The organism is Natranaerobius trueperi (assembly GCF_002216005.1).
GTDB lineage: Bacteria > Bacillota > Natranaerobiia > Natranaerobiales > Natranaerobiaceae > Natranaerobius_A > Natranaerobius_A trueperi.
The window spans coordinates 145,439-171,926 of record NZ_NIQC01000001.1 but is presented as its reverse complement, the minus strand read 5'-3'; the positions used below and the strand labels follow the sequence as shown (position 1 = coordinate 171,926).

Annotated in this window: 20 protein-coding genes and 1 pseudogene; 18 read left to right on the top strand and 3 right to left on the bottom strand. The window is 32.8% G+C overall.

Features of this window, described 5'->3' with window-relative positions:
- Window positions 1-8 precede the first annotated feature (8 nt).
- The 11 genes from CDO51_RS00775 (at window position 9) to CDO51_RS00725 (ending at window position 12,903) form a co-directional block, all read left to right on the top strand.
- Window positions 9-2,168, top strand: coding sequence for a diguanylate cyclase (locus tag CDO51_RS00775; RefSeq protein WP_089022395.1), 2,160 nt, complete (start codon window positions 9-11; stop codon window positions 2,166-2,168).
- Between the two features lie 84 nt (window positions 2,169-2,252).
- Window positions 2,253-2,804: a hypothetical protein gene (locus CDO51_RS00770; RefSeq protein WP_089022394.1), complete on the top strand. Its 552-nt coding sequence runs from the start codon at window positions 2,253-2,255 to the stop codon at window positions 2,802-2,804.
- 149 nt (window positions 2,805-2,953) lie between these two features.
- On the top strand, window positions 2,954-4,258 hold the full coding sequence (locus tag CDO51_RS00765) for an O-antigen ligase family protein (RefSeq protein WP_089022393.1): 1,305 nt from the start codon (window positions 2,954-2,956) through the stop codon (window positions 4,256-4,258).
- Complete coding sequence (locus CDO51_RS00760) at window positions 4,259-5,392, top strand: glycosyltransferase (protein ID WP_089022392.1); 1,134 nt, start codon at window positions 4,259-4,261, stop codon at window positions 5,390-5,392.
- Window positions 5,393-5,412: 20 nt separating this feature from the next.
- On the top strand, window positions 5,413-6,324 hold the full coding sequence (locus CDO51_RS00755; RefSeq protein WP_089022391.1) for an NAD-dependent epimerase/dehydratase family protein: 912 nt from the start codon (window positions 5,413-5,415) through the stop codon (window positions 6,322-6,324).
- An 11-nt stretch (window positions 6,325-6,335) separates the two neighbouring features.
- On the top strand, window positions 6,336-7,169 hold the full coding sequence (locus tag CDO51_RS00750; protein ID WP_089022390.1) for a polysaccharide deacetylase family protein: 834 nt from the start codon (window positions 6,336-6,338) through the stop codon (window positions 7,167-7,169).
- Window positions 7,169-8,377: a glycosyltransferase gene (locus tag CDO51_RS00745; protein WP_089022389.1), complete on the top strand. Its 1,209-nt coding sequence runs from the start codon at window positions 7,169-7,171 to the stop codon at window positions 8,375-8,377. Before CDO51_RS00750 ends, CDO51_RS00745 begins: the two co-directional genes overlap by 1 nt.
- The gene (gene csaB / locus CDO51_RS00740) at window positions 8,359-9,480 is read left to right on the top strand and encodes a polysaccharide pyruvyl transferase CsaB (protein WP_089022388.1); all 1,122 of its coding nucleotides are present in this window, start codon (window positions 8,359-8,361) and stop codon (window positions 9,478-9,480) included. The genes CDO51_RS00745 and csaB overlap by 19 nt, the downstream gene beginning before the upstream one ends.
- Before the next feature lie 67 nt (window positions 9,481-9,547).
- On the top strand, window positions 9,548-10,906 hold the full coding sequence (locus CDO51_RS00735; RefSeq protein WP_205842035.1) for a nucleotide sugar dehydrogenase: 1,359 nt from the start codon (window positions 9,548-9,550) through the stop codon (window positions 10,904-10,906).
- An 86-nt stretch (window positions 10,907-10,992) separates the two neighbouring features.
- Window positions 10,993-11,901 (top strand): LCP family protein, encoded by a 909-nt coding sequence (locus CDO51_RS00730; protein WP_089022387.1) that lies wholly within the window; start codon window positions 10,993-10,995, stop codon window positions 11,899-11,901.
- 69 nt (window positions 11,902-11,970) lie between these two features.
- Window positions 11,971-12,903 carry an MraY family glycosyltransferase gene (locus CDO51_RS00725; RefSeq protein ID WP_089022386.1) on the top strand — a complete coding sequence of 311 codons (933 nt, stop codon included), beginning with the start codon at window positions 11,971-11,973 and terminating at the stop codon, window positions 12,901-12,903.
- 35 nt (window positions 12,904-12,938) lie between these two features.
- Here the strand turns inward: CDO51_RS00725 and CDO51_RS00720 are convergent, their stop codons facing one another.
- On the bottom strand, window positions 12,939-13,193 hold the full coding sequence (locus tag CDO51_RS00720; RefSeq protein WP_089022385.1) for a putative Se/S carrier protein: 255 nt from the start codon (window positions 13,191-13,193) through the stop codon (window positions 12,939-12,941).
- Between the two features lie 181 nt (window positions 13,194-13,374).
- Between CDO51_RS00720 and CDO51_RS00715 the strand changes: the two genes are divergently transcribed.
- The 4 genes and pseudogenes from CDO51_RS00715 to CDO51_RS14865 all read left to right on the top strand — a co-directional run.
- Window positions 13,375-14,310 (top strand): selenium metabolism-associated LysR family transcriptional regulator, encoded by a 936-nt coding sequence (locus CDO51_RS00715; RefSeq protein ID WP_089022384.1) that lies wholly within the window; start codon window positions 13,375-13,377, stop codon window positions 14,308-14,310.
- Entirely contained in the window at window positions 14,300-15,034 is a 735-nt protein-coding gene (locus tag CDO51_RS00710) for a WecB/TagA/CpsF family glycosyltransferase (RefSeq protein ID WP_158212257.1), read from the top strand. Before CDO51_RS00715 ends, CDO51_RS00710 begins: the two co-directional genes overlap by 11 nt.
- A gap of 81 nt (window positions 15,035-15,115) precedes the next feature.
- The gene (locus tag CDO51_RS00705) at window positions 15,116-18,511 is read left to right on the top strand and encodes a stalk domain-containing protein (protein ID WP_089022382.1); all 3,396 of its coding nucleotides are present in this window, start codon (window positions 15,116-15,118) and stop codon (window positions 18,509-18,511) included.
- A gap of 68 nt (window positions 18,512-18,579) precedes the next feature.
- Window positions 18,580-21,627, top strand: a pseudogene (locus CDO51_RS14865) (S8 family serine peptidase); the annotation flags it as partial.
- Window positions 21,628-21,933: 306 nt separating this feature from the next.
- Here the strand turns inward: CDO51_RS14865 and CDO51_RS14540 are convergent.
- Together CDO51_RS14540 and CDO51_RS00690 are read right to left on the bottom strand one after the other, a co-directional pair.
- The gene (locus CDO51_RS14540) at window positions 21,934-22,482 is read right to left on the bottom strand and encodes a rubrerythrin family protein (protein WP_089022380.1); all 549 of its coding nucleotides are present in this window, start codon (window positions 22,480-22,482) and stop codon (window positions 21,934-21,936) included.
- A gap of 15 nt (window positions 22,483-22,497) precedes the next feature.
- Window positions 22,498-23,115: a stage II sporulation protein M gene (locus CDO51_RS00690; RefSeq protein WP_089022379.1), complete on the bottom strand. Its 618-nt coding sequence runs from the start codon at window positions 23,113-23,115 to the stop codon at window positions 22,498-22,500.
- A 99-nt stretch (window positions 23,116-23,214) separates the two neighbouring features.
- Here CDO51_RS00690 and CDO51_RS00685 point away from each other — a divergent pair, with 99 nt between their 5' ends.
- From CDO51_RS00685 to CDO51_RS00675, 3 genes are read left to right on the top strand one after another with little or no spacing between them, the layout of a single operon-like run.
- Window positions 23,215-24,111, top strand: a complete 897-nt coding sequence (locus tag CDO51_RS00685; RefSeq protein ID WP_089022378.1) for an ABC transporter substrate-binding protein — start codon at window positions 23,215-23,217, stop codon at window positions 24,109-24,111.
- Window positions 24,112-24,129: 18 nt separating this feature from the next.
- Window positions 24,130-25,173 (top strand): FecCD family ABC transporter permease, encoded by a 1,044-nt coding sequence (locus CDO51_RS00680; protein ID WP_240503445.1) that lies wholly within the window; start codon window positions 24,130-24,132, stop codon window positions 25,171-25,173.
- Window positions 25,174-25,189: 16 nt separating this feature from the next.
- Window positions 25,190-26,467, top strand: a complete 1,278-nt coding sequence (locus tag CDO51_RS00675) for a heme ABC transporter ATP-binding protein (protein WP_089022377.1) — start codon at window positions 25,190-25,192, stop codon at window positions 26,465-26,467.
- Window positions 26,468-26,488 lie beyond the last annotated feature (21 nt).

Here is a 26,488-nt window from a genome sequence, read left to right as displayed (position 1 = left end):
GTAGGGGTATGTACTTATTTAAAAAAAGTGATAGTACTAAATTAGCACTAATAGCTATTGGTGCTATAATTATAATAATATCTGTTTTATTAGAGTTTTTTTCTTTTCCCTATGTAACTATTAGTGGTGGTATACTTACTATCTATTCAGCTATTTGGTTTGGTGTTAGAGGTGGATTTTCAATTAGTCTTTTTAGTTGTTTTATTATTTTGATCTATTATTTTGTAAACCCAGATCAATATATTCTATCTAATGTTATAACTAGTTTCTTTTTTTACTTATTTCTTGGAGTAATTGTTGGTTTATTTCATGATAGATTAAAAGAGAGTCAAAAACAGTTAATTGCAGCACAAATATCCCAAAGAAATGTAGAGAAAAGTTTAGAAGAAGAACGTAATAGATTTAAACAATATTTAGATATCGCAGGTGTAATGTTATTAGCAGTCGATAGTGATGGCAAAGTTACATATATTAATCAAAAAGGATGTGACCTATTAGGTTGTAACTTTGAAGATATAATCGGTGAAAATTGGTTTGAAAGATTTTTTCCTGATGTTGATGATAAGAATTTTATTAATTCAGATAAGTTCAGTGAATTAGAAAGTTATGTTCTTACTTATAATCAACAAAAGCGTTTATTTCATTTTCGGAATACAAAATTGACAGATAGTGAAGGGAATATAGAAGGAATCTTAAGTTCTGCAGAAGATATTACAGATAGACGACAAACAGAAAATGATCTTAAAGGAAGTGAAGAAAAGTTTCGAAATTTAGCTGAAAATATCCCTGGTGTTATCTATTTATGTCATTATGATAAAAGTTATAGTATGATCTATCTAAATCAGGACATTGAAAGTTTGACCGGTTATGATAAAAGTGACTTTTTAGAAGGAAAATTAAACTTAACTGATCTAATTTTAGAAAAAGATCTTGATACGATAAATAAACAAGTGACTAGAGCAATTGAAAACCAAAAGCCTTTTTATTTAATTTATCGAATAAAGGATGTATTAGGTCAAATAAAGTGGTTAGAAGAAAAGGGGATAGGTGTTTACAAAGAGGGTAAACTAAACCATTTAGAAGGTCACATTAGTGATATTACAGCAAGAAAGGAAGCTGAGGAACGAATTCGCTTTTTAAGTTTTTATGATGAACTCACAGGCCTTTATAATCGTAGGTTTTTTAATGAAGAACTTTATCGTTTAGATACAGTTAGACAGCTTCCATTAAGTATTATTTTAGGTGATGTAAATGGTTTGAAGTTAATTAATGATACCTTTGGTCATTTTGAAGGTGATAAGTTATTATTAAAAGCAGCTGAAGCTTTTAGAGAATCATGTAGAAAAGAAGATGTTATTGCACGTTTCGGTGGTGATGAATTTATAGTTCTCCTACCTAAAACAACAATAGAAGAAGCAAATAATATAGCAAATCGGATAGAAGATAATATGAAACAAAAACAATTAAGTCATATTCCACCAAGTATGTCACTAGGTGTTGCAACTAAAGACTTAGCACATATTTCTGTTCACCAATTAATTAAAGAAGCAGAAGATAAAATGTATGAAAAAAAGTTACTTAAAAGTAAACAGGTTAGAAGTGATATTTTACAATCATTATTAAAAACCCTAAGAGAAAAAAGTTATGAAACAGAAAGGCACAGTAAAAGGTTAGAAGTTTTATCTGTTAAAATCGGAGAAGCTTTAAACTTACCTTTGAGTGAATTACAAAAACTATCAATCTTAGCTAAACTTCATGATATTGGTAAAGTAACTATTGCTAGAACTATTTTAAAAAAGAAAACGTCATTAACAACTGAAGAATGGAAAACTATCAAAAAACATCCTGAAACAGGTTACAAAATTGCGTTATCTGCTCCAGAGATTGCTCCAATAGCAGAGTGTATTTTATATCATCATGAAAGATGGGATGGACAAGGTTATCCCCATGGTATTGAAGGTGATGAGATTCCACTTTTGTCACGTATTATTGCAATAGTTGATTCTTATGATGTAATGGTATCCGGACGGTGTTATAAAAAATCTATGCCAAAAGAAAGTGCATTCAAAGAGATAGAAAGGTGTAGTGGGAGACAGTTTGATCCCAACCTAGCGAGGGTGTTTATTGACATAATGAAAGAGGGTACTAAATTAGACACAATTTCCTAGATTATTTTGCTAATTTTGTCACTTGTCCTAGATTACCATTATAGGTTAAAATAAGTATAAGTACTTAACGGGAGGAGTTTACATATGACAAAAAAGGTAGCTTTATTATTGACAGTCGTTATTTTAGGTGGCTTATTTGTAGGACAAGCTGTTTTAGCAGATGTCAATTCAGACCCAGGCTCACAAGAAGACCCTCTAGTAACAGAAAGCTATGTAAATGATGTTATGAAAGAAGAACTACGAGATGAACTAGAGAAAGAAATTTTTGAAGAGATTAATGAACTTAAAACTGAACTAGATGAACGTCTAGCTAATTTAGATGAATTAGATGAGCTAGAAGAACTTGAGGAGCTACTAGATATTGAAGGGTCTGATCAATTTGAGGTAGTACAGGTAAGTGCTGGTGATACTATCATTGGTGGTGCTAGTTCTGAAATGATTCTACGAGCTGGTAGTGGAAGTGCGGTTGCAACTACTAGTGGTGGTTTGGCTGACCTTACAGCAGGAGTAGATATTCAAGATGGTGAAGATATTCCTCAAAACCATTCTTTATTAATTGCAAGAGATGATGGAAGAGGAATCTCTGTAAGAAATGATGCTGTTATTATGGTTAGAGGAGAGTATGACATTAAGTAATAAATAAGAAGTAAGTTAGAACGGACTGGGAAATTCTCAGTCCGTTTTTTACCTACTTTATGTAAGCTATTCTTGCTTTTTAAATACCCATTAGTTAAAATTAAATCAGTAAAAAAGGGATATCTAAGGTGAAAAGAGGTTTGATAAATATGAACATAACACATAAACTTTCTGATAACAGATTAAACATTTTAGCTACAGGTCTTTCAACTATACTTATAGTTTTATCATTGTTTTCATTATTCGATTTTTTCTTTAGAAACTTCGGACTACCTTCTTTATTAGCAAGTGGTTGGAATGATGCCTTAATGCTAGCAGGTATAGTCTTTGTACTAGCTTTATACAAACATGAGAAAAGATCATTTTATGAAAAGACTGAAAGTGATCTACCTTACATTATTTTGTTAGTTTTTTCTTTTATAACTGTGATAATAAATGGAATTCCACCCATTGTAGCTATAGATGGAATTCGTGTCATGGGACAGATGATTTTATGGTACCTAATAGTGTTTTATTCTTTAAAAGGTATTAAAGATAAAGACTTTTTTGAAGAGCTAATAAAATATATGTTAATAGCAGCTACTTTTGTAGCGCTATTTGGTATAGTTCAATATATCTTTGCCTTTGAAACACCTGCTAATTGGATTGATAGAGATATGGAAAATATCAGAACAAGAGTGTTTTCTACAATTGGTAACCCCAATGCATTAGGTGGTTACATGATTATGTTTATTCCGTTAGCTATGAGCCTTTTTTTACGTAGGGGTGGTTCTTTACTTAATCGTAGTTTATATTTAATTATTAGTATAATTATGGGGCTAACACTTATATTTACATTTTCACGAGGGGCTTGGATTGGTTTATTAGTAGGTTTGGGATTATTATTAGTACTTAAAGATAAACGGTTTATCATTTTATTTGTAGTAGCTTTGGTAGCTATGCCTTTTATTCTTCCGGAAACTGTAACAGGACGATTGTTTCATGCGTTTAGCCCAGAGTATTTAGCACGAAGTGCTGAAGCAGGACGCTTATATTACTGGAAAGAGGCATTTTTACGTATGTTAGACAACCCAATCTTTGGAACAGGCATTGGTTCTTTTGGTGACACAGTAGCTATTCGCCATGATATGCCAGGTGCTGTTTGGGTAGATAATCACTACTTGAAACTAGGTGCAGAGCTTGGAATAACTGGACTTGGTATTTTTTTATGGTTGGTAATAAGTATATTTAAACAAGCCTATAAAAATTTAAAAAGATTAACAGATCCTTTTGCAATAGACCTTACTAAGGGTATAATCGCTGGTCTTTTTGCTGTCATTATTCAAAATGGAACTGCAAGTATTTTTGAAGTTTTAGTTGTAGGTAGTTATTTTTGGATTTTAGTTGGGGTCCTTTATGCTATACCGTTAATCTATCAAGGTGATCTAGCCTCAGATAAGGGGGAGGAGATGTAAGTGAAAGTCTTTCATTTAATAAGTGGAAGTGAAGGTGGTGGTTCACGGGATCAGGTTATTAGCCTGATTTGTGAACTTAATAATTACCCCAATGTAGAAGTTACCTTAATATCATTAATGGAAGGTCCCTTGACAGAAGAAGCGCGAGAAAAAGGACTTCCTTTAAGAGTTTTTTCTATGAATGGTATATTTGATTTAAAAATAATTTCACCATTAATAAAATATATAGCAGAAGAAAAACCAGATATTTTCCATACCCATGGTGTGCGTGCTAATTTTATTGGTAGACTAGCATATAAATTTATGATATCTGAAGTTAAACCAGTTTTATTTACAACTGTTCATTCATCTATTTACCATGACTACAAAAATAGTTGGAAAAGATATGTGTATCCGTACATGGAAAAATCTCTTAGAAAGCAAGTTGATCATTTTATAACTGTATCACATAGCTTACAAAATGAACTTTTACAAGATGGAGTTGATGAAAATTCCATTACTCACATTCCAAATGGTGTTTACCCAGAAAAATTTGATGTAGTAAATACAGAAATAGACAATTTATATGAAGAGTTTAATATATCTAATGATGCAAAAATAGTTATGTCAGTTGGAAGGTTAGTTCCTGTAAAGGGACAAGCTAATCTACTAAAAGGATTTAAACAGTTTTTAGAATCTAAAAAAACTAATGAGCCGTATTATCTAATATTAGTAGGGGATGGACCTGAACTAAAGAATCTACAACAATTAGCAAGTGATTTATCAATTAGAGATCAAGTTATATTTACGGGTTATCGTACAGATGTAGCTAAATTATTAAAATTAGCAGATGTATTTGTTTTATCTTCACTTATGGAAGGGCTTCCAATAATACTACTCGAAGTTATGTCAGCTGGTGTCCCAATCATTGCAACTGAAGTAGGTGGAGTATTTGAATTAATAGATGATAACGAAAATGGGTTATTAATACCTAAAGAAGATTCAGAGAAAATAACTGATTCATTAACTAGAATCTTTGAATCAAAAGATTTGAGTGAATATATCTCAAAGAATGCGAAAATAAAAGTAAATGAATCTTACCATTTTTCAAAAGTGGTATCTAAAACTTTAGAACTATATCAAGAATATGTGTAATTAAGAACGGGAGGATATTTATGACTGTACTGATTACAGGGGGAGCCGGCTTTATCGGTTCAAATGTTTCACGATTATTATTAAAAGAAGGTTACCGGGTTGTGATATTAGATGATCTTTCTACTGGGTTAATTGATAATATTCCAACAGAAGCAATTTTCTATAAAAGATCTGTTACAGAAGACTTATCTGATATATTTTTTGATGAATCACCTAAATGGGTAATTCATATGGCAGCTCAGGTAAGTGTAAGTAAATCTTTAGAAGCACCAGATAAAGATGCGAAGATTAACTTACTTGGTGGTTTACGTGTCTTACAAGAAGCAGTACGGTGTGGTACTAAAAAAGTAGTGTATGCTTCTAGCGCTGCAGTTTATGGTAACCCAGTTGAGTTACCATTAAAAGAAGAGCATGTTAAAAATCCATTATCACCTTATGGAATTAGTAAATATACCTTTGAAAGTTATTTAAGAAGTTATTATGAAAACTTTGGGTTAGATTATACAGTCCTACGTTATGCTAATGTTTATGGACCAGGGCAACTGCCAGGAGCAGATGGTGGTGTAGTAGCAGTATTTTTAGATGCAATAAAAAGAGATGAAACTTTACAGATACATGGTGATGGGAACCAAACTAGAGATTTTGTATATGTTGAAGATGCTGCTATGGCTAATTTACTTGCCCTAAATCATGGTAGTGGTGAAGTATTTAATATTGGTTATGGTAGTGAAATTTCTATTAATGAACTGTTTCAAACCATAGGTAGACTTACTAAAATGAACCTTAAGTATAGCTATCAAGATGAAAGGCCTGGAGATATCAAGCGTAGCCTTTTTAGTTCTCATAAAGCAAACGAAGTATTAGGGTTTACAGCTAGATATTCTCTCACTGATGGACTAACTAGAACTCTAAAACAAGAAGGGTTGTTGTAAGGAGGAATAATATGAGATGGTGGCTTTTAAGCGGTTTATTAATCGCTTTGTTAGTAATAGGTAGTGGACTAATCTTAACTGATGATAATTCAACTGAACAAGTTGAAGATAAAAATCATGATATTAAAATACCAGTACTTATGTATCATCATTTTTCTGATGATCCACAGACAAGCGCAACTATTACACCAGATGACTTTGAAGAACAGTTAAAATTTCTGAAAGAGCATAATTTTGAATCTATAGATGTTGATGATGTAATAACTTTTGTAGAAACCGGAGATGATGATCATCTACCTAAACGTCCGGTACTAATTACAATTGATGATGGTTATAGAAGTACCTATACGAAGGCTTTTCCCTTATTAGAAGAATATAATTTTGATGCTACATTATTTATGATAACTGAAAGAATTAATCAATTATCAGATGAGGGATATGACTTTTTAACTGATGATGAGCTTTTAGAATTAGAAGAAGCGGGTATAAAAGTTGAAAGCCATTCTGTATCTCATGTACCTTTTACTGAAAGAAAAGAAGATGAACAAGATCATGAATGGAGAAATAGAATACAAAATGAATTAGAAGAGTCAAAGGAAGTTTTAGAACAATTGTTAGAAAGAAAAGTGAACTATTTTGCCTATCCTTTTGGGGCATGGGATACACAAATAGAGAATTGGGTTGTAGATGCTGAATATGAAGGAACTTTTTTAGTAAGAGAAGGTTATGTTACAGAAGAATCCCATCCTCAACGACTATTTAGGTTTGGGGTAACTAAAGATATGACATTAGATGAATTTAAAAGTATTTTCGAGCCTTTGCTTGATGAGGAGGAAATGAATTAATGATTAAAAATAAAGATATTATATACTTTAGTGCAGTTGATTGGGATTATGTATTTGCTCGCCCGCAACAAACTGTAAGTAGACTTAGTAAAAATAATAGAGTTTTATATGTTGAACCACCGTACTCTATTCTTGCTCCTTTAAAAAAACCAAAAGCTATTAAAAAGTGGTTTTCTGGTTTAAGAAAACATCAAGAATTAGAAAATCTTAGTTTATATTCACCTAAACCAACACTTCCTTTTCAAAGTAAAGTTAAAGGGATTAATCCTATAAATCAGCGCTCTTTAGGTAAAAAATTACGGAAAATAGCAACTAAAAAGCTAGGATTTAAAGATCCAATTATTTTAACTACATTACCTAACACAGTAGACTTAATAAAATTTTTTCCAACAAGTCAGGTGATTTATGACTGTGTAGATTGTCATGCATCTTTTACAGGACATAATGAAAAAATTGTACGAGAATTAGAAGTTCGACTTTTGCGTCAAGCTGATCTAGTTTTTACAACTGCACATGCACTATATGAAGAGAAAAAAGAATTTAACTCTAATTGTTATTTAGTACCAAATGGAGCACAAGTGGATCATTTTGCTGTTGATGAAAAAAAAGTTCATGGTCCAGATAAGGAGAGTCTAGAACAATCAGGGGTTAATAAAGAGCTAGCAGCACAGTTAACTACAAATGATACAAAAATTGGGTTTGTGGGTGGTATAGGTGACTGGGTAGATCTTTCTTTAATAGAATATATAGCAGATAAAAGACCAGATTTTAAGATTTTTATGATCGGACCTTTAGGTGTTGATATAGGTAGGTTGAAAGAAAAAGATAATGTTTATTTTCCTGGGTTTATTAACTATAAAAACTTACCTAAGATCCTTGAAACCTTTGATGTAGCTATTTGTCCATTCAAAAAAAATAAATTAACAGAACGGGTAAACCCAGTTAAAGTCTATGAATATTTGGCTGGTGGAAAGGCAGTTGTAGCTACTAACTTACGTGAGCTTGAAAGTTTTACTGACTATTTATACTTAGCTGATTCTAAAGAGGAGTTTTTAGCTAAAATAGATGCTGCTATAAAAAGAGAAGAAAATTATCATAAAGAAGGTATGCTACCAGGAATAAAGCGGATGAGACGGGAGTTTTCCGAACAACACTCTTGGGACGAGCGAGTAAAAAGGATGGAGAAATTATGGGAAAAAGTATTGTAATTCACGGATATTACGGAGCTGATAATACTGGTGATGAAGCTATTCTATCTGCAATAGTTGATAGTCTACATGCTGAAGCCCAAAAAAGAAAAATGGATATTGATATCACAGTTTTATCAAAAGATCCGAAAAAAACAGAAAAACAACATAGCGTAGTTTCAGAGTTTACTGGTCGGATGTTTTCTGGTATGGATAGAGTTATTCAAACAATAAAAAATGGTGAACTATTTATAAGTGGTGGTGGAGGATTATTACAAGATAATCACCCACGAGTTGTACCTTATTGGTTATCACGAGTTTTATTAGCAAAATTATTTAAAAAACCAGTAGTTTTTTATGCACAAGGGGTCGGTCCGATATATCGCCCATTAAGTAAAATATTAATTCGTAACATTGTACGTAGGGTAGACGTCTTAACAGTACGAGATGAAGAATCACAACAAGTTTTAATAGATTTAGGTATAACTGAAGAACAAATAAGAGTAACAGCAGATCCAGCTTTTGCATTAGAAAATAACAAGGAAGATTCAAAAAAATTATTAACAAATGTATTGAATAAAGAATTTAATAAAGATCAGAAATGGTTAGGTGTTAGTTTACGACCTTGGAATGATAATCACTTTATTAATGAAATAGCAGTATACTTAGATGAAATGACAAAAAAAGGGTATAAGATATTATTCATACCAATGCAATATAAGCCTGATATTGAAGTAAGTGAACTGGTTCGATATAACATGAAATATAGTGAAAACACAGATATTTTTACTCATAAAGGTACTCCTAAAGAGTTATTAGGTATCTTTAGTGAAATGGATATCAATTTATGTATGAGGTTACATGGTGCAATTTTTTCAATGAAAAGCGGTGTTCCTACTATTGGTCTTTCTTATCAGCCTAAGGTAGCGAGTACTTTTAAAAGAATGCAACAAGAAAACAAGCTAGTTGATTTCGATGAAATTACAAGTGAAAAGTTAATTGATTTGAGTGATAAAATCAATGAAGAGTATGACGATATAGTAGGTAAGTTACTTGCAAATAGTAAACATCTTGCAGATCAAACTAAGTTTACCGTGCAATTAACTCTTGATTGTTTGTATTGATTATTATATAAATGAGGTTAGAGATTAGTTATTTAACTATGTTTGTTGATAAAGGAGAGACTTGTAAATGACAGAACTAGATAGAAATGAACTAAAACCAATAATGACTAAAGATAAAATTGCCGTATTCGGACAAGGATATGTAGGTCTTCCATTAGCTTTAAGCTTTGCTATGAGAGGTTTTTTTGTATACGGTGTAGATATAGATAAATCTTTAGTACAAGAACTTAAGAATGGTTATACAAATCACTTAGAAAGTTATCAAGGTAAGAGTATTCAAACAATTCTACAAGAAGAATTAGATTCTACAAGGTATCAACCAACACTTGATTGTGAAAGTTCACTAAGTGATGTTAATAATATAGTAGTTACTGTAGGAGCCCCTGTATACAACGGCCAGGTAGATTATGAACCAATAAAAAAGGTTTCAAAAGAGATAGGAAAAAACCTTAAAAAAGACGATTTAGTGTTATTTAGAAGTACTGTGGTTCCAGGCACTACAGAAGGAATTGTTCGTGAAATACTAGAAAGGGAAAGTGGGTTTACTGCCGGTGTAGATTTTGATTTGGCTTATTCATCTGAACGAATTGCTGAAGGTAAGGCTTTCCATGAATTTAGTGATATGCCAACATTAGTAGCTGGGGTAACTGATAAAAGTCGTATTAGATCTGAAGAGCTATTAAAGACGTTATTTAACGATGGTGGTAAGATTGTTTCATCACCATCTATAGAGGCTGTTGAACTTTCTAAAGTATTTGAAAATCTCTCTAGAGATGTTAATATAGCTATGGTAAATGAATTTTCAAGTATATGTGAACAACTTGGATTAGATATCCATCATGTTATTGATCTTGCTAATACTCATCATAGGGTTAATTTATTGAGACCAGGACCAGGGGTAGGCGGTTTTTGTATACCCAACGCTTATTACTATTTACTTCCAAAAGCGAAGGAAGTAGGTGCATCTATAGAGATGAGTGCTACAGCTAGAAAAATAAATGATAACCGACCATTACAAGTAGTTAACCGTATTGAAGAAAAGCTTTTAGAAGCAGGTAAGGATATCGAAAACTGTAAAATAGCAGTACTTGGTTTGGCTATGAAAGACTATTCAAGTGACCATAGATTAAGTCCTGCCTTAGAGGTAGTACGGTCACTTCAGAAAAGAACAAAACAAGTGAGTTGTTATGATCCAGAAGTTAAGTCTGATGTCATACCTGGACAAGTTAACAGCTTACATGACTGTGTTAAAGATGCACATGCCCTAGTATTTTTGACTAGACAAGATGAGTTTGATAATCTTGATTATGGTAATATCAGAGATCAGATGGTAGCAAATCCTCACCCACCTTTTATTTTAGATACAAAAGGTGCTTTATCACGAAAAGGTATTACCGAAAATGGAATGTCTTACGTATTGATGTAGTATAAAAGTTGGTAGATATTATCTAAAGGATATTGCATATTCATATTGAAGAAAAATTTATTTGTGTGGGATGAGGAGTGAATCATATGTCAACAAAAATAAAACGTTCTGGAATTGTCGTTTTAATTTGTTTGCTTTTGTTTACTGGATATTTAGGATATCGTGTAGCAGACCTATACTTTAGTGTTAATACTAGTTTAGAAAACTCGAATCCCGCTGGAGATAGAGAGCAACCCCAACCTGATCCTAAAGAAGGTGAAGAAGATATTTTAAATGTCCTATTAGTAGGAGTAGATACTAAAGATAGTTCTGGAAGAACTGACACAATAATGTTAGCACGCTATAATAAAGATACAAAAGATGTTGGATTAATCTCTATCCCAAGAGATACAAAAGTAAAACTTCCTAGTAGAGGTGAAGAAAAGATTAATCATGCCCATGCATATGGGGGAACGTCTTATCTTATTGAGACAGTTGAGGATTTTTTAGATATTCCAATTCATAATTATGTACGTGTGAATATGATAGGTTTTAAAAATAGTATCGATATTCTAGGTGGTATTAAATTAAATGTAGAACGAGATATGTACTGGTCAAGTTATGGTGGGGAGGATGTTATAAATATAAAAGCAGGTGAACAAGTTTTAAATGGAAAAGAAGCATTACAATATGTACGTTACAGAGGTGGCCCAGAAGGGGACATTGGAAGAGCAAGAAGACAACAAAAACTACTTCAAGCGACTATTGATGAGCTGTTACAATTTAGCTCTGTAACTAAAATTAACGATCTTATGAATGAGGTTTCTGAAAATGTTTCAACTGATTTTGAACTTACTGAACTGATGAACTACGGTCGAAACTTTTATCAGATAGATTGGGATAATATGGATCCAAAGATACTTCCAGGTGAAAGTGAACAAATCGGTGGTATTTGGTATTATTTAGCGGATGAGGATGAGTTAGAAGAAGCAATTAATCAATTAATTGAAGATTAATAAGATCCTGTCAGAGTTTAATCTCTGGCAGGAAAAAATATGTAAAAATATATGTTGGAGGTTATTGAATTGGAGCTCTACGTAAAAGTGATTTTAACAGCTATATTATTAAGTTTGGTTTTAACACCACTTTTAAGAAAACTTTCATATTGGGTTGGGGCTGTTGATCATCCTGATACTAGAAAGGTACATAGTCGTGTTATGCCTAGACTAGGCGGTCCGGCCGTTTTTTTAAGTTTTCTAACAACTGTAATATTATATGTTCCTTTAGAAAGGAATTTTCAAGGTTTATTACTAGGTGCTTTGATTATATTATTAGTAGGGATTATAGATGATATTCGTGGGCTATCTCCCATAAATAAACTTATTGGTCAAATTATAGCTGTTTTATCGTTTATTTCTTTTGGTAATCAGGTAGAGTTCCTAACTAATCCATTTGATGGTTTATTTTATTTAGGTGCATTAAGTATTCCAGTTACTATTTTTTGGATGGTTGGAGCCACTAATGCTTTAAACCTAATAGATGGGTTAGATGGTTTAGCTTCAGGTGTTTCTGGAATTGCACTGTTTACTTTCTTTATTATTGCTTTAATCAACCAACAAGTAGTAGTGGCTATAGCTGCATTAGCCTTATTAGGTAGTGTGATAGGTTTTCTTAAATATAATTTTTATCCTGCTAAAATATTTTTAGGTGATTCAGGATCATTATTTTTAGGATACATGATATCGGGTTTATCTGTTATGGGACTTTTAAAAGGTGTTACCATGGTGACATTTATTATTCCTATGCTAGTATTAGGTGTTCCTATTTTAGATACTTTTTTTGCTATTGTTAGAAGGTATAAGTTTAAAAAACCGATTTTTCAAGCAGATAAAGAACATCTTCATCATAAATTATTAGGGCTAGGTTTAAGTCATAAACAAACAGTTCTGTTTATTTACTTATTAAGTGCAGGCTTTGGGATCGGAGCAGTACTATTTGCGCGAAATGGATTTTACTAATAAAATAAATGACCGGCCGTTTGGCCGGTTTTTTATTAATGAATTTTTTCAGGTTCTTTTGATCTATCATCGAATACTTTAAAGACATTGTCAAAAGTGATATTATTTTCCTTACAAAGTGTGAGTATTAAATCCAAATCTTTATCGTTATCAATGCGTCCACAAAGTCCGCAGTTAGAACTTAACTTTCTTGGAACAGGGATTAATTTACCTTTAATATTATTTTTTTTAAGTATTTTTTCAAAGTGTAAAGCATTATGAGTTGTGGGAAAGGTAATTACAAGAAACATATAAATTCAGTCTCCTTTCTAGGTTTAAATTGAAACTTAAATGGTACTTGTATCGTCTTATATATAAGGGAATCTAGATTTATTATAACTTTAAGTTAAGCATTATAGAAAAAGGAATTATCGATACATTCAAATAGAAATATAGGATTTATCTATAGTGGTGTTTTTAGGAGGTATCTATATGGATTTTCGTCAATTAGAAGTTTTTACTACTGTAGTTAAAGAAGGGAATTTCTCTAGGGCGGCAAAGAGATTATATCTAACACAACCTACAGTCAGTGCTCATATGGAAGCACTTGAGAATGATTGTGGTGTCAAGCTTTTTGAAAGGCGTAATCGTAAGACAGTGTTAACAGAGGCAGGAAAAAAATTTTATCCATATGCTGAAGATATTCTCGGGTTGAAAGATAGAGCTCGAGAGAACTTAGAACAATATAATGAAGATTTCGGTGGAGAGATAAATATAAAAGCTAGCCAGACTCCAGGAATATATCTACTACCAAAATTATTAGCGCCTTTTCAAAAACAATTTCCTAGAGTTAAGTGTAATATCTATATATATGATACAGAAGAAGTTTTTACACGGATTTCACAATATGAAGCAGACCTGGGGTTTGTTGGTTCATTAAAAGATATTGATAAGGTAAGTGCTAAACAGCTACTATCTGATACTTTAGTACTGATTGCATCTTCTCCTTGGAAGGAAGAGCTAGAAGCTAAATATCAAAAGAACGGAGCACTTTATCTAGGTGATATTTTACACTTACCTTTTATTTTTAGATCACATGGTTCTGCAACAAGAAAAACATTTGAAACTGCCTTAAAGGAAAGAGGAAAAGATATTAAAGATTTAAATATAGTTTGTGAGATGGACAACCTAGAAGGAGTCAAGAATTTAGTTAGGCAGGGAATAGGGGTTTCTTTTATTTCTGATTTAAGTATTGAAACACATGATAATCTTAGTACTTTCACAGTAGAAGATATCGTACCTAATAGAAACTTTTATGTAATATATCACAAAAATAGAGTACTATCCCCTACATGTGAATGTTTAATGGAACATCTTTTAAATAATGATAATATTGATAGGTATATGGGGTGTAATAATGAACGATAACATTAAACGAGCTTTTTTATTTGATTGTCCGATTGATTTAGTTACTTATGAAAAGGTTCTATCTTGTACAGATTCATGGATTTTAAACAATGATCCAAAAACTAGGTTAATATTTGCTCAAAATCCCGAAAAGGTAATGACAAGCCTTGAAAATAAAGAATTGAATAAGGCACTAAATCAAGCTGATATATTAATACCCGATGGTAATGGTGTTGTATGGGCACTAAAAAAACAAGGTTATAAACTAGAAGGTAGAGTAACTGGTATTGATTTAATGCATAAACTACTAAAGCAAGCACAACAACTTTCTGTAGGTGTCTATATACTTGGTGGTAAAGAACATGTAGTTAAAAAAGCTGTTGATAAAATTAAAGAGGATTATCCTAATATAACTATTTCTGGATATCATAATGGATATTTTCACGATACAGAAAAAATCATATCAGATATTAATTCTTCAAAGGCTAGTATCTTATTTACAGCTCTCGGAAGTCCAAAGCAAGAATTATTCTTAACAGAACATGTAAATAAGTTATCAGTAAATGTTAGCATGGGAATAGGCGGAAGCTTAGATGTCATATCAGGAGAAGTTAAAAGAGCACCTAAATGGGCTCAAAACTTAAAGCTTGAATGGTTCTATAGAATAGTAACTGATCCTAAAAGGATGAAACGTGGTCTAAAAATACCTAAGTTTATTGTAAAAGTTTTATTTAAATCACATTAGAAAAGGATTATACTCTTTATTGGCGAATATATACGAATATATTTTAATGGTTTGGCGTTTTTATTGTTAGGAGGGAATACTGTGCCCAATAAAATTTATTATATTCTGGGGTTAACTTTAATTATATTAGCTTTAGGTAATAGTATTGTATCTGATATAGATGAAGTGATGGCGAGTGATCAAGATGGATGGATTATCTCTGATTGGCGTAGTTCAGGTGGTCCTTATGGCGGAGAAATTACTTCTATTGCACAAGACCCAAATAACCCCAACGATATTTATGTAGGAACTCCAGAGGGGTTGTTTAAAAGTTTTGATAAAGGTGAGAATTGGTACCACCTTGGTGTATCCGATTATGAAATTAATGATATAGCTGTTAGTTCACAAAATCCAGACCAAGTTTATCTTGGTGCAAATGATGGTTTATATATATCTGAAGATGGTGGAGTTACTTGGGATTTTTTTGAGGGTGATCTTAAAGGTGAAAAGGTTAACTTTATAGATAGGGCTTCAGATCCTATCTTTAGAGAAACTATATTAGTTGGAACAGAAGAGGGTGCTTACATATCTCGAACAGGTGGTAGATCTTTTACCTTAATAGGTTATGAAGGTAAAAATGTGACTGCAGGACTAATAGATAGTAATAAACCTGAGTTTGTGTTTTTAGCAGTTGAGGATAAAGGGTTAGTGAGTAGTGACAATAGGGGGTTGAACTGGACAAAGCTTTCTAATGACTATGTAGGTGAAGTATTATCTATATCAGTAAATCCTGCATTCCCATATATAATGTTTATCGGTACAACAAACGGAATATATAGTTCTTATGACAGTGGTGTAAACTGGGATCATTCAGGTTTTTTAGGGATTCCTGTTCATGATATATGGATGGATCCAAAATCACCTATCCACATTATGATTGCAACAGAAGGAGAAGGTGTAAAAAGAAGTTCTACAGGAGCAGATAGCTGGGAAACTGTTCATAAAGATCTCCAAAATAAAGAATTTAACATTATACTAAAAGACCAAGACGACCCAGATCGATTTTTCTTGGGAACAAGTGATGTAGGTATAGTATCACTAAATCTAAAAGAACAGGACTTTAGGGTACTTAATGAAGGCTTAACTACCTATATTAATAATTTAATAGTATCTAAAAATAACCCTGATAATGTAGTTGCTGTATCAGATGCTGAAGTATTCTTTACTCTAGATGGTGGAAATGAGTGGTCTGAACTGTTTACAAGTCGTCCAGACGCAATTCATCTCTGGCAAAACAAAAAAGAAGATGATGATGAACAATTATATTTTGTTAAAGATGATACTATGTATATTTCAGATTGGGATTTTAACCTTGAAGAAATTGATTTATCTAATTTTGTAAATCAAATCTATCAAATAAGTGTACACCCAAAAGATAGTGATGAAATATGGGTAGGAACAAATGAAGGTGTCTATCGAAGCAAAGACAGAGGAGAAACATGGGAACAGATCGGATTGTCTGATAGTTTTATTGAATATCTGAATATCTCTTATGATTCGGATCTTGGTCAAACTGTGTTATATGCAGGTGGTTATTCTGGTGTTTATAGATATCATGAAAACTTTGAAAATGAAGAAGCAGATGAAGATAAGACTAAAGAAAAATATGGGTCATACGGTGAGTTTACAAAGATAATTGATGATAAAGAATATGCAATTTCAGAATTAGAAGTACCTACCCTAAATCCAAGGAAAGTATGGGTTGGTACACTTGGAAAAGGCGTCTATTATTCAGAGGATGCAGGTGAAGGTTTTGAAGCATTTAATACTGGTTTAATAGGTAGTGAAGAAGATTACTTTCCTAGAGTGGTAGATATTACAACATATGAGAACGATCCTGATAAAGTCCTTGTGGCTTTAGAGTCGGGTATTTACTATTCATCAAATAGAGACGATGATTGGGATTTAGTAAATGATATTAACCATAGAGTAGAAAGTTTAGATGTACATTTTGAACCACCAACTTCACTATATATAGGAACCAGTGAAGGTGTATATTATCACGAAGCTTATGAAATCCCTTATTTAGGTTGGGATGAAGAAGAACATTTTACATTAGAAAATCCTGAGATATATCGTTTTAGTGAAGAGTTTAAACTAGAAAATGAAACAGATAAAACACAAGAAGACCTTGTTTTTATGGCGCCTAGGGTTTTAAATCATGGCATTTATCAATTTCATTATGACTATGATATAGATCCTAAACCAGAAGAGGTAATAACTTTAGATGAGCATCTAGAAAAAGATCAAAAAGGTTATAATATCGATGATTACTGGTTTGAGATCGGAAATGAACTATTGGTTTTCACAAAGGATGAACTAGAACCAGGAGAGACTTGGGAGATCAGTGTAGAAAATGAAACTGTTGTCTTTGAAACTTATTACGATCTAGATGCTATGGACCCAAAACCATATGATAGAGAAAGTGAATTTTATAAATTATACACTTCTTCTGATGAAGTTTCACAATCAGATAATGAAACTATTGAAGAATTAGCATCGGAAGTAGTGGAAGGTGCACAGGGACCTATTGAAAAAGCTTCTAAAATATTTGATTGGGTTAAAGACTACTTAGAATATGTGCCACCTGGAAATGTAGGTGCTCTAGAAGCTTATGAAACAGGAAAGGGAGTTTGTGCTGACTATTCAGATCTGTTTGTAGCACTCGCTAGAGCAGAGGGTATTCCTGCTAGAAGACTATCTGGTTATTACATCTCAGGACCAGAAGATGGTCAGTACCATGCTTGGGCTGAGTTTTATGTAGAAGGATATGGTTGGGTACCTGTGGAGCCAACTTTTGAGGCTTGGTATTCTGATTATTTTGGAGAAATACCAGATACAAGTCATATATTTATGTCATATGGTGTTGTTAGACACGAATTTTCCTCTAACCTAAGTTTTTCAGAAACCTTTGATATAGAAAGAGTTTCTTTAGGTGAAATGGACTTTAAACAAGAAGATTTATTTGAACTATTAAAAGAACATGAACTATCTGAACCCGAGACTGAAAATAGTGATGAAAATCAAGATGATGAAAATGATAATCCAAACAACAGTTACGAAAATGAAAATGTTATTACAACAAAAGTTGGTTCTGATACCCTAAAGGTAGGTTCAGAAACTATCAGTATGGATGTAGAAAGTTATATTGTTGATGGGCGAACAATGGTTCCTTTGAGATTTATAGCAGATTCAATGGGTGCTGATGTTGACTATTTAAGTGAAGAAAAAGAGGTATCTATTCTCTTAGATAAAAAGGAGATAACTTTACCACTAGAAGGTGATACGGCTAAAGTAAATGATAAAGAAATGGAATTAGAGGTGGCTCCTGAATTATTAGAAGGAAGAACTATGGTACCACTTCGTTTTATAAACGAACAATTGGGTGCTTATGTGGAGTATGAAAACGAGACACAGAAAATTATAATTCACAATTAATGTGTAGCCTCAAACGGGAGGTGATATAAATTTATAAAGGATTTTTGTTAACAACTTTATCAGTTTTAATGGTATCTACTGTATTAGTTGGTGTAGAAGATGTAAGTAGTAAAGAAATTGAAGATGAATCTATTTTTGAAGAAAAAAGTAATACAGAGGAACAAACAGCTGCTTTCTCTGTTGATGACCTACTTAAATTGTATGAGGTTGAAAGTAAGGAAGAATTAAATGAGCCACTTAATTTAGTAATAAAACTGCAAACTGATTCAATAGAAACTCAAATGAGAAACCATCCAAATGAAAAAGATGAACAGTTTTTAGGTTCTATGGAAGATCAATATGAGAGTCGTATCAAAAAAGAACAAGATGAATTTAAAAAAAGTATTACAGATTTAGATATTGAAATCAAACATAACTACAAAGAAGTTATAAATGGTTTTTCAGCTATTGTAGATAAACGAGATTTAGATAAGTTGTTTCAATTACCACAAGTTAAGAAGGTATATCCTGTTGGTAAGGTAAAAGCAAAAGGACATCGGGTGTATCCTGAATTAAAGGTTGAAGATAGCTGGGATCTAGGACCTTATGGTTCGCTTCGAGGGAATGGAGTAAATGTAGCTATTTTAGATACAGGTGTGGATTATAAACACCCTGACCTTGGTGGAGGTTTTGGTTCGGGTTATAAAGTAGTAGATGGTTATGATTATGTGAATCGGCGAAGTTATCCTTTAGATGACGAAGGACACGGAACTCATGTTGCTGGACTAATAGCTGGGGATGGAGATTTGCAAGGGGTAGCTCCTGATGCAAATATATTAGCTTATAAAGTACTAGATTCTAGGGGAGAAGGTAGTACAGACGATATTTTAGCTGCATTAGAACAGATAGTTAGTAATCGAAGAAGAGGTCTTCCTAACGCAGCAGATGTGATTAACATGAGTTTTGGATCGAGTGATCCCCATGTGGGACAATTAATAGCAAAGACTTTAGAATCGGCTGTAGAACAAGGAATAAGTGTCGTCTTAGCTGCAGGGAATAATGGCCCTGGTGACAATACACTAGATTATCCTGATCACTTTGAAGATTATGAGGACTCGATAATTACAGTGGGTGCTTCAGGTAAAGGGGCAGATCAAGTAAGAATTAATGCCCCAAATGTTAACGGCACAATCTTTGGTGAGCTTATGTTATACTCTCCAGCGCCGGATTTTTTAACAAAAAAAATTGTACATATTTCAGGTGGTGAAAGTTATAGGGATTTTACTACTTGGTTCGGAAAAAGTAAAGTAGATAATAAAATAGCATTAGTGGAACGAGGAAATGCGACTTACAGAGAAATTTCACAAAACGCAAAAGAAGCTGGTGCAAAAGCTGTTATTATATATAACGATGAACCAGGGATGTTTTATGGATCTCTTGTGGAGCCAGGTGATTACATACCGACTATATCTATACCTAGAGAAGAAGGGTTAAATATAAAAAATCAAATAAATAGTGGATCATCTTGGGCTAGTATGCGGACAAGCTCTCGGATAGCTGATTTCAGTTCTAGAGGCTATTCTAGTGCAAAAACGTTAAAACCAGACTTAGTAGCACCAGGAAAGAAGGTTCTTAGTACATGGCTAGCTAGAGACTATTCTTGGTCAGAAGGTACCTCTGTTTCAGCTGCTTTTGTTTCTGGTAGTATAGCACTTATGAAACAGGAGCATAGTCACTGGTCACCTGAAAAAATAAAAGCAGCTTTAATGAATACATCTGAGCCTTTAACAAACAGTCTTGGTGAGCGTTATGAGCTTAGTACCCAAGGGGCAGGAGAAATTAGAACTTATGATGCATTAACAACTGATACAGTTGTGACACCTGGAAGTTTAAATTTCAAAGCTATTGATATAAGAGAAAACGTGTATGAAGATAGTGAATCATTAACTATACATAATACTAGTAGACGAACTAGGCGTTATAGAGCAAGAATTAACTTTGAAAACAGTCATTATAACCTAATAATAGATCCCAGTGTCAGTAGCTTTACAGTTCCAGGTGGCGCTGAACGGAATATAGACATAGATTTAAAAGCTTATGCAGAAGATTTGCCAAAAGGAAAATATAAAGGAACTATTGAAATAGAAGATGTTACAGGTGGAGAAAGTCTTGAAATACCTTTTATGGCAGTTAAAGATTTAAGAAAGGTAAATAAATCTTTAGACTTAGAAGTATCCCCCTTGACAGTAAGTGATAACCAAACTGGTGAAATAAATATTAATTTTTTTGAACCTATGGAAGAGTTAGAAGTTGTATTGTATGATGAAAACCAAAACCAAGTTGACACATTATATAATAGAACCAACTTAAAAAGACCTAGAACTCTGAGCTACCCATGGGAAGGTGAAACAAGTGATGGAGCTACTCTAGAAAGTGGATTTTACTTTTTAGATGTATACGGCTTACCTAGTGGTGAGGATCCTTTTGCGAGTAATAGCTGGGAGAACACCTCACAATTGGTTGCTATCGATAGAGAACCACCAGAATTGATATTTTCCTGTGATACTAATACAGAAAAAGAAGTTGATACATCACATTATACATTAAGTGGAAGAGTAGAAGATTTGTCATTTGATATGTATTCACAAGGTGTAACATTAAAAATAAATGGAGAAGATGTAAATATAAATGAAAATCAAAGTTTTGAATATAATCTAGACTTAGAACCTGGTGACAATTTAGTAGAGATAAAAGCAAAAGATTGGGCACAAAATATAAACGAAAAAGAGCTTTTGTTTTATTATGACCCTTACGAAATTGATGTAAATGTTAAAGGGGGTCATCTGACCTTAGATGTACCTCCAGTAGTAGATAATGGACGTACACTTATCCCTATCAAGGCTTTAGGAGACGCTCTAGGAGCTCAAATATCTTATGGTGGTCCAGATGAACCTATTAAAATCAATAAATTACATAATGAAATACAGATTTATTTAGATAGTAATACTAGTTATTTAAATGGTGAACCTATAAATCTTGGTACGAAGCCAATGATAATTAATGAAAGAACGATGATACCAATACGTGAAGTTGCAGAAGTATTAGGTACAAAGGTTTACTGGAATGAAGATAGTAGAACTGTCATTATTGAGAATGACACAAGTTATTTAAGTTTTCTAGAAACAATCAATCCTAATTTTTACTTGACTTATCACCTATTTGTTTCTAACTTTTCAGAAGTAAGCTCTGAGTATTATCAGTATAAGGTAGATTCTTTGAATAGTTTACCTATGACTACAAAATTACGGTATCCGACATTACTTCTAAATGGAAGAAGTTATCTATTTGCATATTTTCTAGATCAATTTAATAATATGTTAATTGAACAAGAGATATATTATGTAGAAGATATAAAAGAGCCCCGAATTTTCGGGGCTAATTTTCTAATAAGTTCTAAACCTTTCTTTACTAACACCACAAATAGGACATTTTTCAGGTGTGCCTTCAGTTGTAGTAAATCCACATTGACCACAAATACTCACTTCATCAAATTCAAGATCAGTGTTATTATCAACAGCTTCAATAGCTTTTTGAAATAGAGTACTATGAACTTTTTCAGCTTCTAATGCCCATTTAAAGCTTTGTTTTGCTTGAGACTCATTTTGCATTTCTGCAATCCTTAAATAAGCTGGATACATTTCATGGATTTCAAAATCCTCTCCTGCTTTAGCTCCTTCTAGATTTGTTCTAGTATCCTTTAGGCCAAAGCCTGCCATTGATGCTACTAGAAAATCACCCTCTAAATCACCTAAGACTTTGAAATGATTATTAGCATGAACTTCTTCAGCATATGCTATACCTTTAAATAGTCTAGCTATATTAGGATAGCCTTCTTCTTTTGCTTTTTGTCCCCAAACTTGATAGCGCATATAAGCTTGACTTTCGCCACCATATGCAGATCTCACCTTATTAGCTGTAATGTTATTTTCCACAGTATCCCTCCTGATTTAGATTTCTGCAACTAACCCAAGCATAAAGGGTGTGATAAAGATTTCTATCACCGCCGCTACTGCTAACATTATTATGATACCTGGTAGTATTTTGATTCCAGCCTTGATATTATTTTTTAAATTTGAACCACGATTTATACCTTCAGGAGGAAATAATATTTGATAACCTATTTTTAGTCCTAAACCACCAGCTATTAAAATTGCCGGGACTTCAAAAATTCCGTGCGGTAAGATCCCAAGGCCATAGAAAACAAGGGGATTTTCACCTTGTAGTGTTAGAATTGAAGCTAGTACTCCAAGGGCACCACCATTTACTAATAAAGCAAAGAAAGTCGGTAGAGCTAAGATAATTCCCATAAATATCATGACTAATACAGCAGTAAAATTATTCCAAAATAGAACCGCTGTACCATAGAACGGATTAGTTCCAAAAATTTTGTCACCCATTTGTTCTATTTCACCAAAATATCCATGAAAAGCATTAATGATAACATCTGGAAATAAAAAGGAAAATACTCCAAATACTAAAGCACTTCCAAAAAAAATTAATGTAGAAAGTTTAAGCCAAAGTTTAAAAGGTTTTAAATTTCTGATAAAGCTATCGATCATTGTCATTAGATCACCTCTGATTGCTCAAAATGTGAGATACTGCTATAATAATATATGATTTATAAAAAGTAAAGAAATAACAATTATATTAAGGAGTGAGGGCGAGTGTTACATAAGAAACTTTTTGTTATGGTCATTATAATCGTGATTGCTAGTGTTACTATTATTGCTTGTGATGGGCAAGATGAAGTAGACACTGATAGTATTAAAACTGTAACAGATGGTCTTGGGAATGAAGTCTCTTTTAAAAATCAACCAGAGACAGTTGTTACTATGATGCCAAATCTAACTGAAATAGTTTATGCACTGGGATTAGAAGATAATATCTTAGGGGTTTCTAACTGGTGTGATTACCCAATTGAAGCAATAGAAAAACCTAAAGTAGGAGATGCTATGGATTTAGATGTTGAAAAGATTGTTTCACTAGAACCTGATATTGTATTAATGGGTGCTGGTGAGACCATGGGTGAAGTTCAAGATAAATTAGCTGAAATGGATATTGACACCATGGTTTATGACCCAAAAAATATTGATGAAATTTTAGAGATGATTGACACATTAGGTGAATTATTTGATCAAACCGAAGAGGCAGCAGAACTATTAGATGAGTTTGAAAGTAAACATGATGATTTAATAGAAAAAACACAAGAAATAGATGAGTTCCCATCAGTATTTCTCTTGTTAGATACTAATTCGTTATATACTGTAGGAGACGGTGAATTTATGTCAGAAGTTATAGAATTAGCTGGTGCTAATAATATAGCATCAAAAAAGGACGAAGGTTATTTTGTACTAAACCAAGAAATTTTAATAGAGAAAGATCCTAATTATATTATAACAACTTTTCCTGATACGAATGTATTAGAAGATATGGGAGCACTTTCTGAGTTAACTGCCGTTAAAGAAGATAAAGTAGTTGAAGTTGATGGAGACTTATTAAGTCGCCCTGGACCACGAATTATAGATGGAGCTTTTGAATTATTTGAGTTACTCCATGAGTAATTGGGCTGGAGGAGTATTATGTTATTTAAACGTACTACTTTTTTTATAATGTTATTTTGTCTTTTACTATTTACCTTTGGAATAGTTACTGCAATTGGTGTAGCTGATATTACTATTATAGATACCTATAGAATAATAACATCATACTTACCCGGATTATCGACTTTTGTAGAACAGGACTGGTCACAAGGTCATGAAAATATAGTAATCAACTTAAGGTTACCACGGACACTCTTAAGTTTAATGGTAGGTGCAGCATTATCTTTAGCTGGGACTACATATCAGGGACTTTTAAGAAATCCATTAGCAGACCCTTTTACAATAGGTGTATCGAGTGGTGCGGCTGTAGGAGCAAGTATTTTTCTATTACTTCAAGGGTTAAATAGTCTTATGTTACCAGAATTTTTTGGGTTACCTGGTTTTAGTTTTATTGGAGGAATGTTGGCACTTATAGTAGTTTATTCACTAGCACGAGTGGGGGGGAGGGTCCCGCCTGTTACTTTATTGTTAGCTGGAGTAGTAGTTAGTTCTTTCTTATCAGCAGTTATTTCTTTTCTAATGCTGATATCAGGTGAGGATATGCAAGGTATCTTTTTTTGGATCTCTGGAGGCTTTAATCTAGCTAGCTGGAACCATGTTCAGATTTTGTTTCCGTATCTTTTAATAGCAGGTGTTATTATATATTTCTTTTCTCGAGATTTAAATATTATCTTATTAGGTGAGGAATCAGCTACTTATCTTGGTATACCTGTTGAAAAGGTCAAGAAAATCTTATTAATAGCTGCATCATTAATTACAGCAGCTAGTGTATCAGTAAGTGGTATGATTGGGTTTATTGGATTAATTGTACCTCATGCTACTAGGTTATTATTAGGGCCTGATCACAGAGTGATTATTCCAGGTTCTATGTTACTTGGAAGTATTTCGCTTTGTTGGATGGATGTGTTTGCTAGAACTATGTTTGGTCCATCAGAAATTCCTGTAGGGATAGTAACTGCCTTTATTGGGGCACCTTTCTTTTTAATTTTATTAAAACAAAAGCGTGGTCAATTTTATTTTTAAGCCGGGGTGAGAGCTAGTGTCAGTATCTATTTCAGTTAATAATATATCATTTAGTTACCCGTCTTCAAAAGTACTAAAGGGCCTTTCTTTTAAAGTTGAACCCGGTAATTTTGTTGGAATCCTTGGACCTAATGGTTCAGGTAAAAGTACACTTTTAAAAAATTTAACATCTTATCTAGAGCCTAAAAAAGGTGTTATAACCCTTGATGATAAAGAACTATCTTCATATCATATAAAAGAACTTTCGCAAAAACAGGGAGTAGTTTCTCAAGAAAATACTATTAACTTTAATTTTTCTGTTAGTGAACTAGTAGCTATGGGACGAGTTCCTTATCAGAGTAGATTTTCTCGTATGTCTGTTAAAGATAAGGAAATTGTAAAACAGGCTATGGAACAAACTAACTGTTGGCATTTACGAGATAGAAAAATGTTTCAACTTTCTGGAGGAGAAAAGCAAAGGGTAATATTAGCACGGACTCTTGCACAAACTCCGAAATTATTATTACTAGATGAACCTACTACTTTTTTAGATATGGGTTATCAAAAAGAATTGATGGATTTACTGAAAAGGCTAAATAATGAAGCTAATTTAACTATTGTAATGGTATTGCATGACTTAAATTTAGCTTCAGAATACTGTAAAGAATTAATATTAATGGATAATGGTGAAATAGTTACTTACGGAACTTCTCATGAAGTATTAACAGAAGAAAACTTAGGTAAAGTTTATGATACAGAGGTTGCTATTATTAAAAATCCAGTTACAGGATCACCTATGGTAACCCTACCACCTAAAAAACAAGATGTAAAAACCTTGAAAAAAGAGTTACCTTTAAAAGGACTTAAGGTCCATATAATTGGCGGTGGTGGTAAAGGAGAAGAGATAATGTCTTCTTTATATACAGAAAACTGCCAGGTAAGTTTAGGTGTAGTTAATCTTGGGGATTCTGATTATGAAAAAGCAGGCGAATTAGGCTTTAGTTCTGTAGTATGTGAGCCATTTTCTACGATTGATGATGATAGTTATAAAAGAGGCAAAAAAGCCGTATCAGAAGCTGATGTAGTTGTATTAGCTCCTGTTCCTTTTGGAAATGGTAATTTACGAAATTTAGAACTGTTAGAATATGCTGTAGGACAAAATAAACCTGTTGTGTTATATAAAATTGATTCAAAGAATATAAGTGATTACACTAAAGGACAAGCAAAAAAAGCTTTAGAAAGATTAACAAATGATTTAGATGTAGTAACAACTATTCCTGACTTAATTGAATGGCTGAAAAACACCCGGCCGTAATCCGATTAATAAATCGGTAAA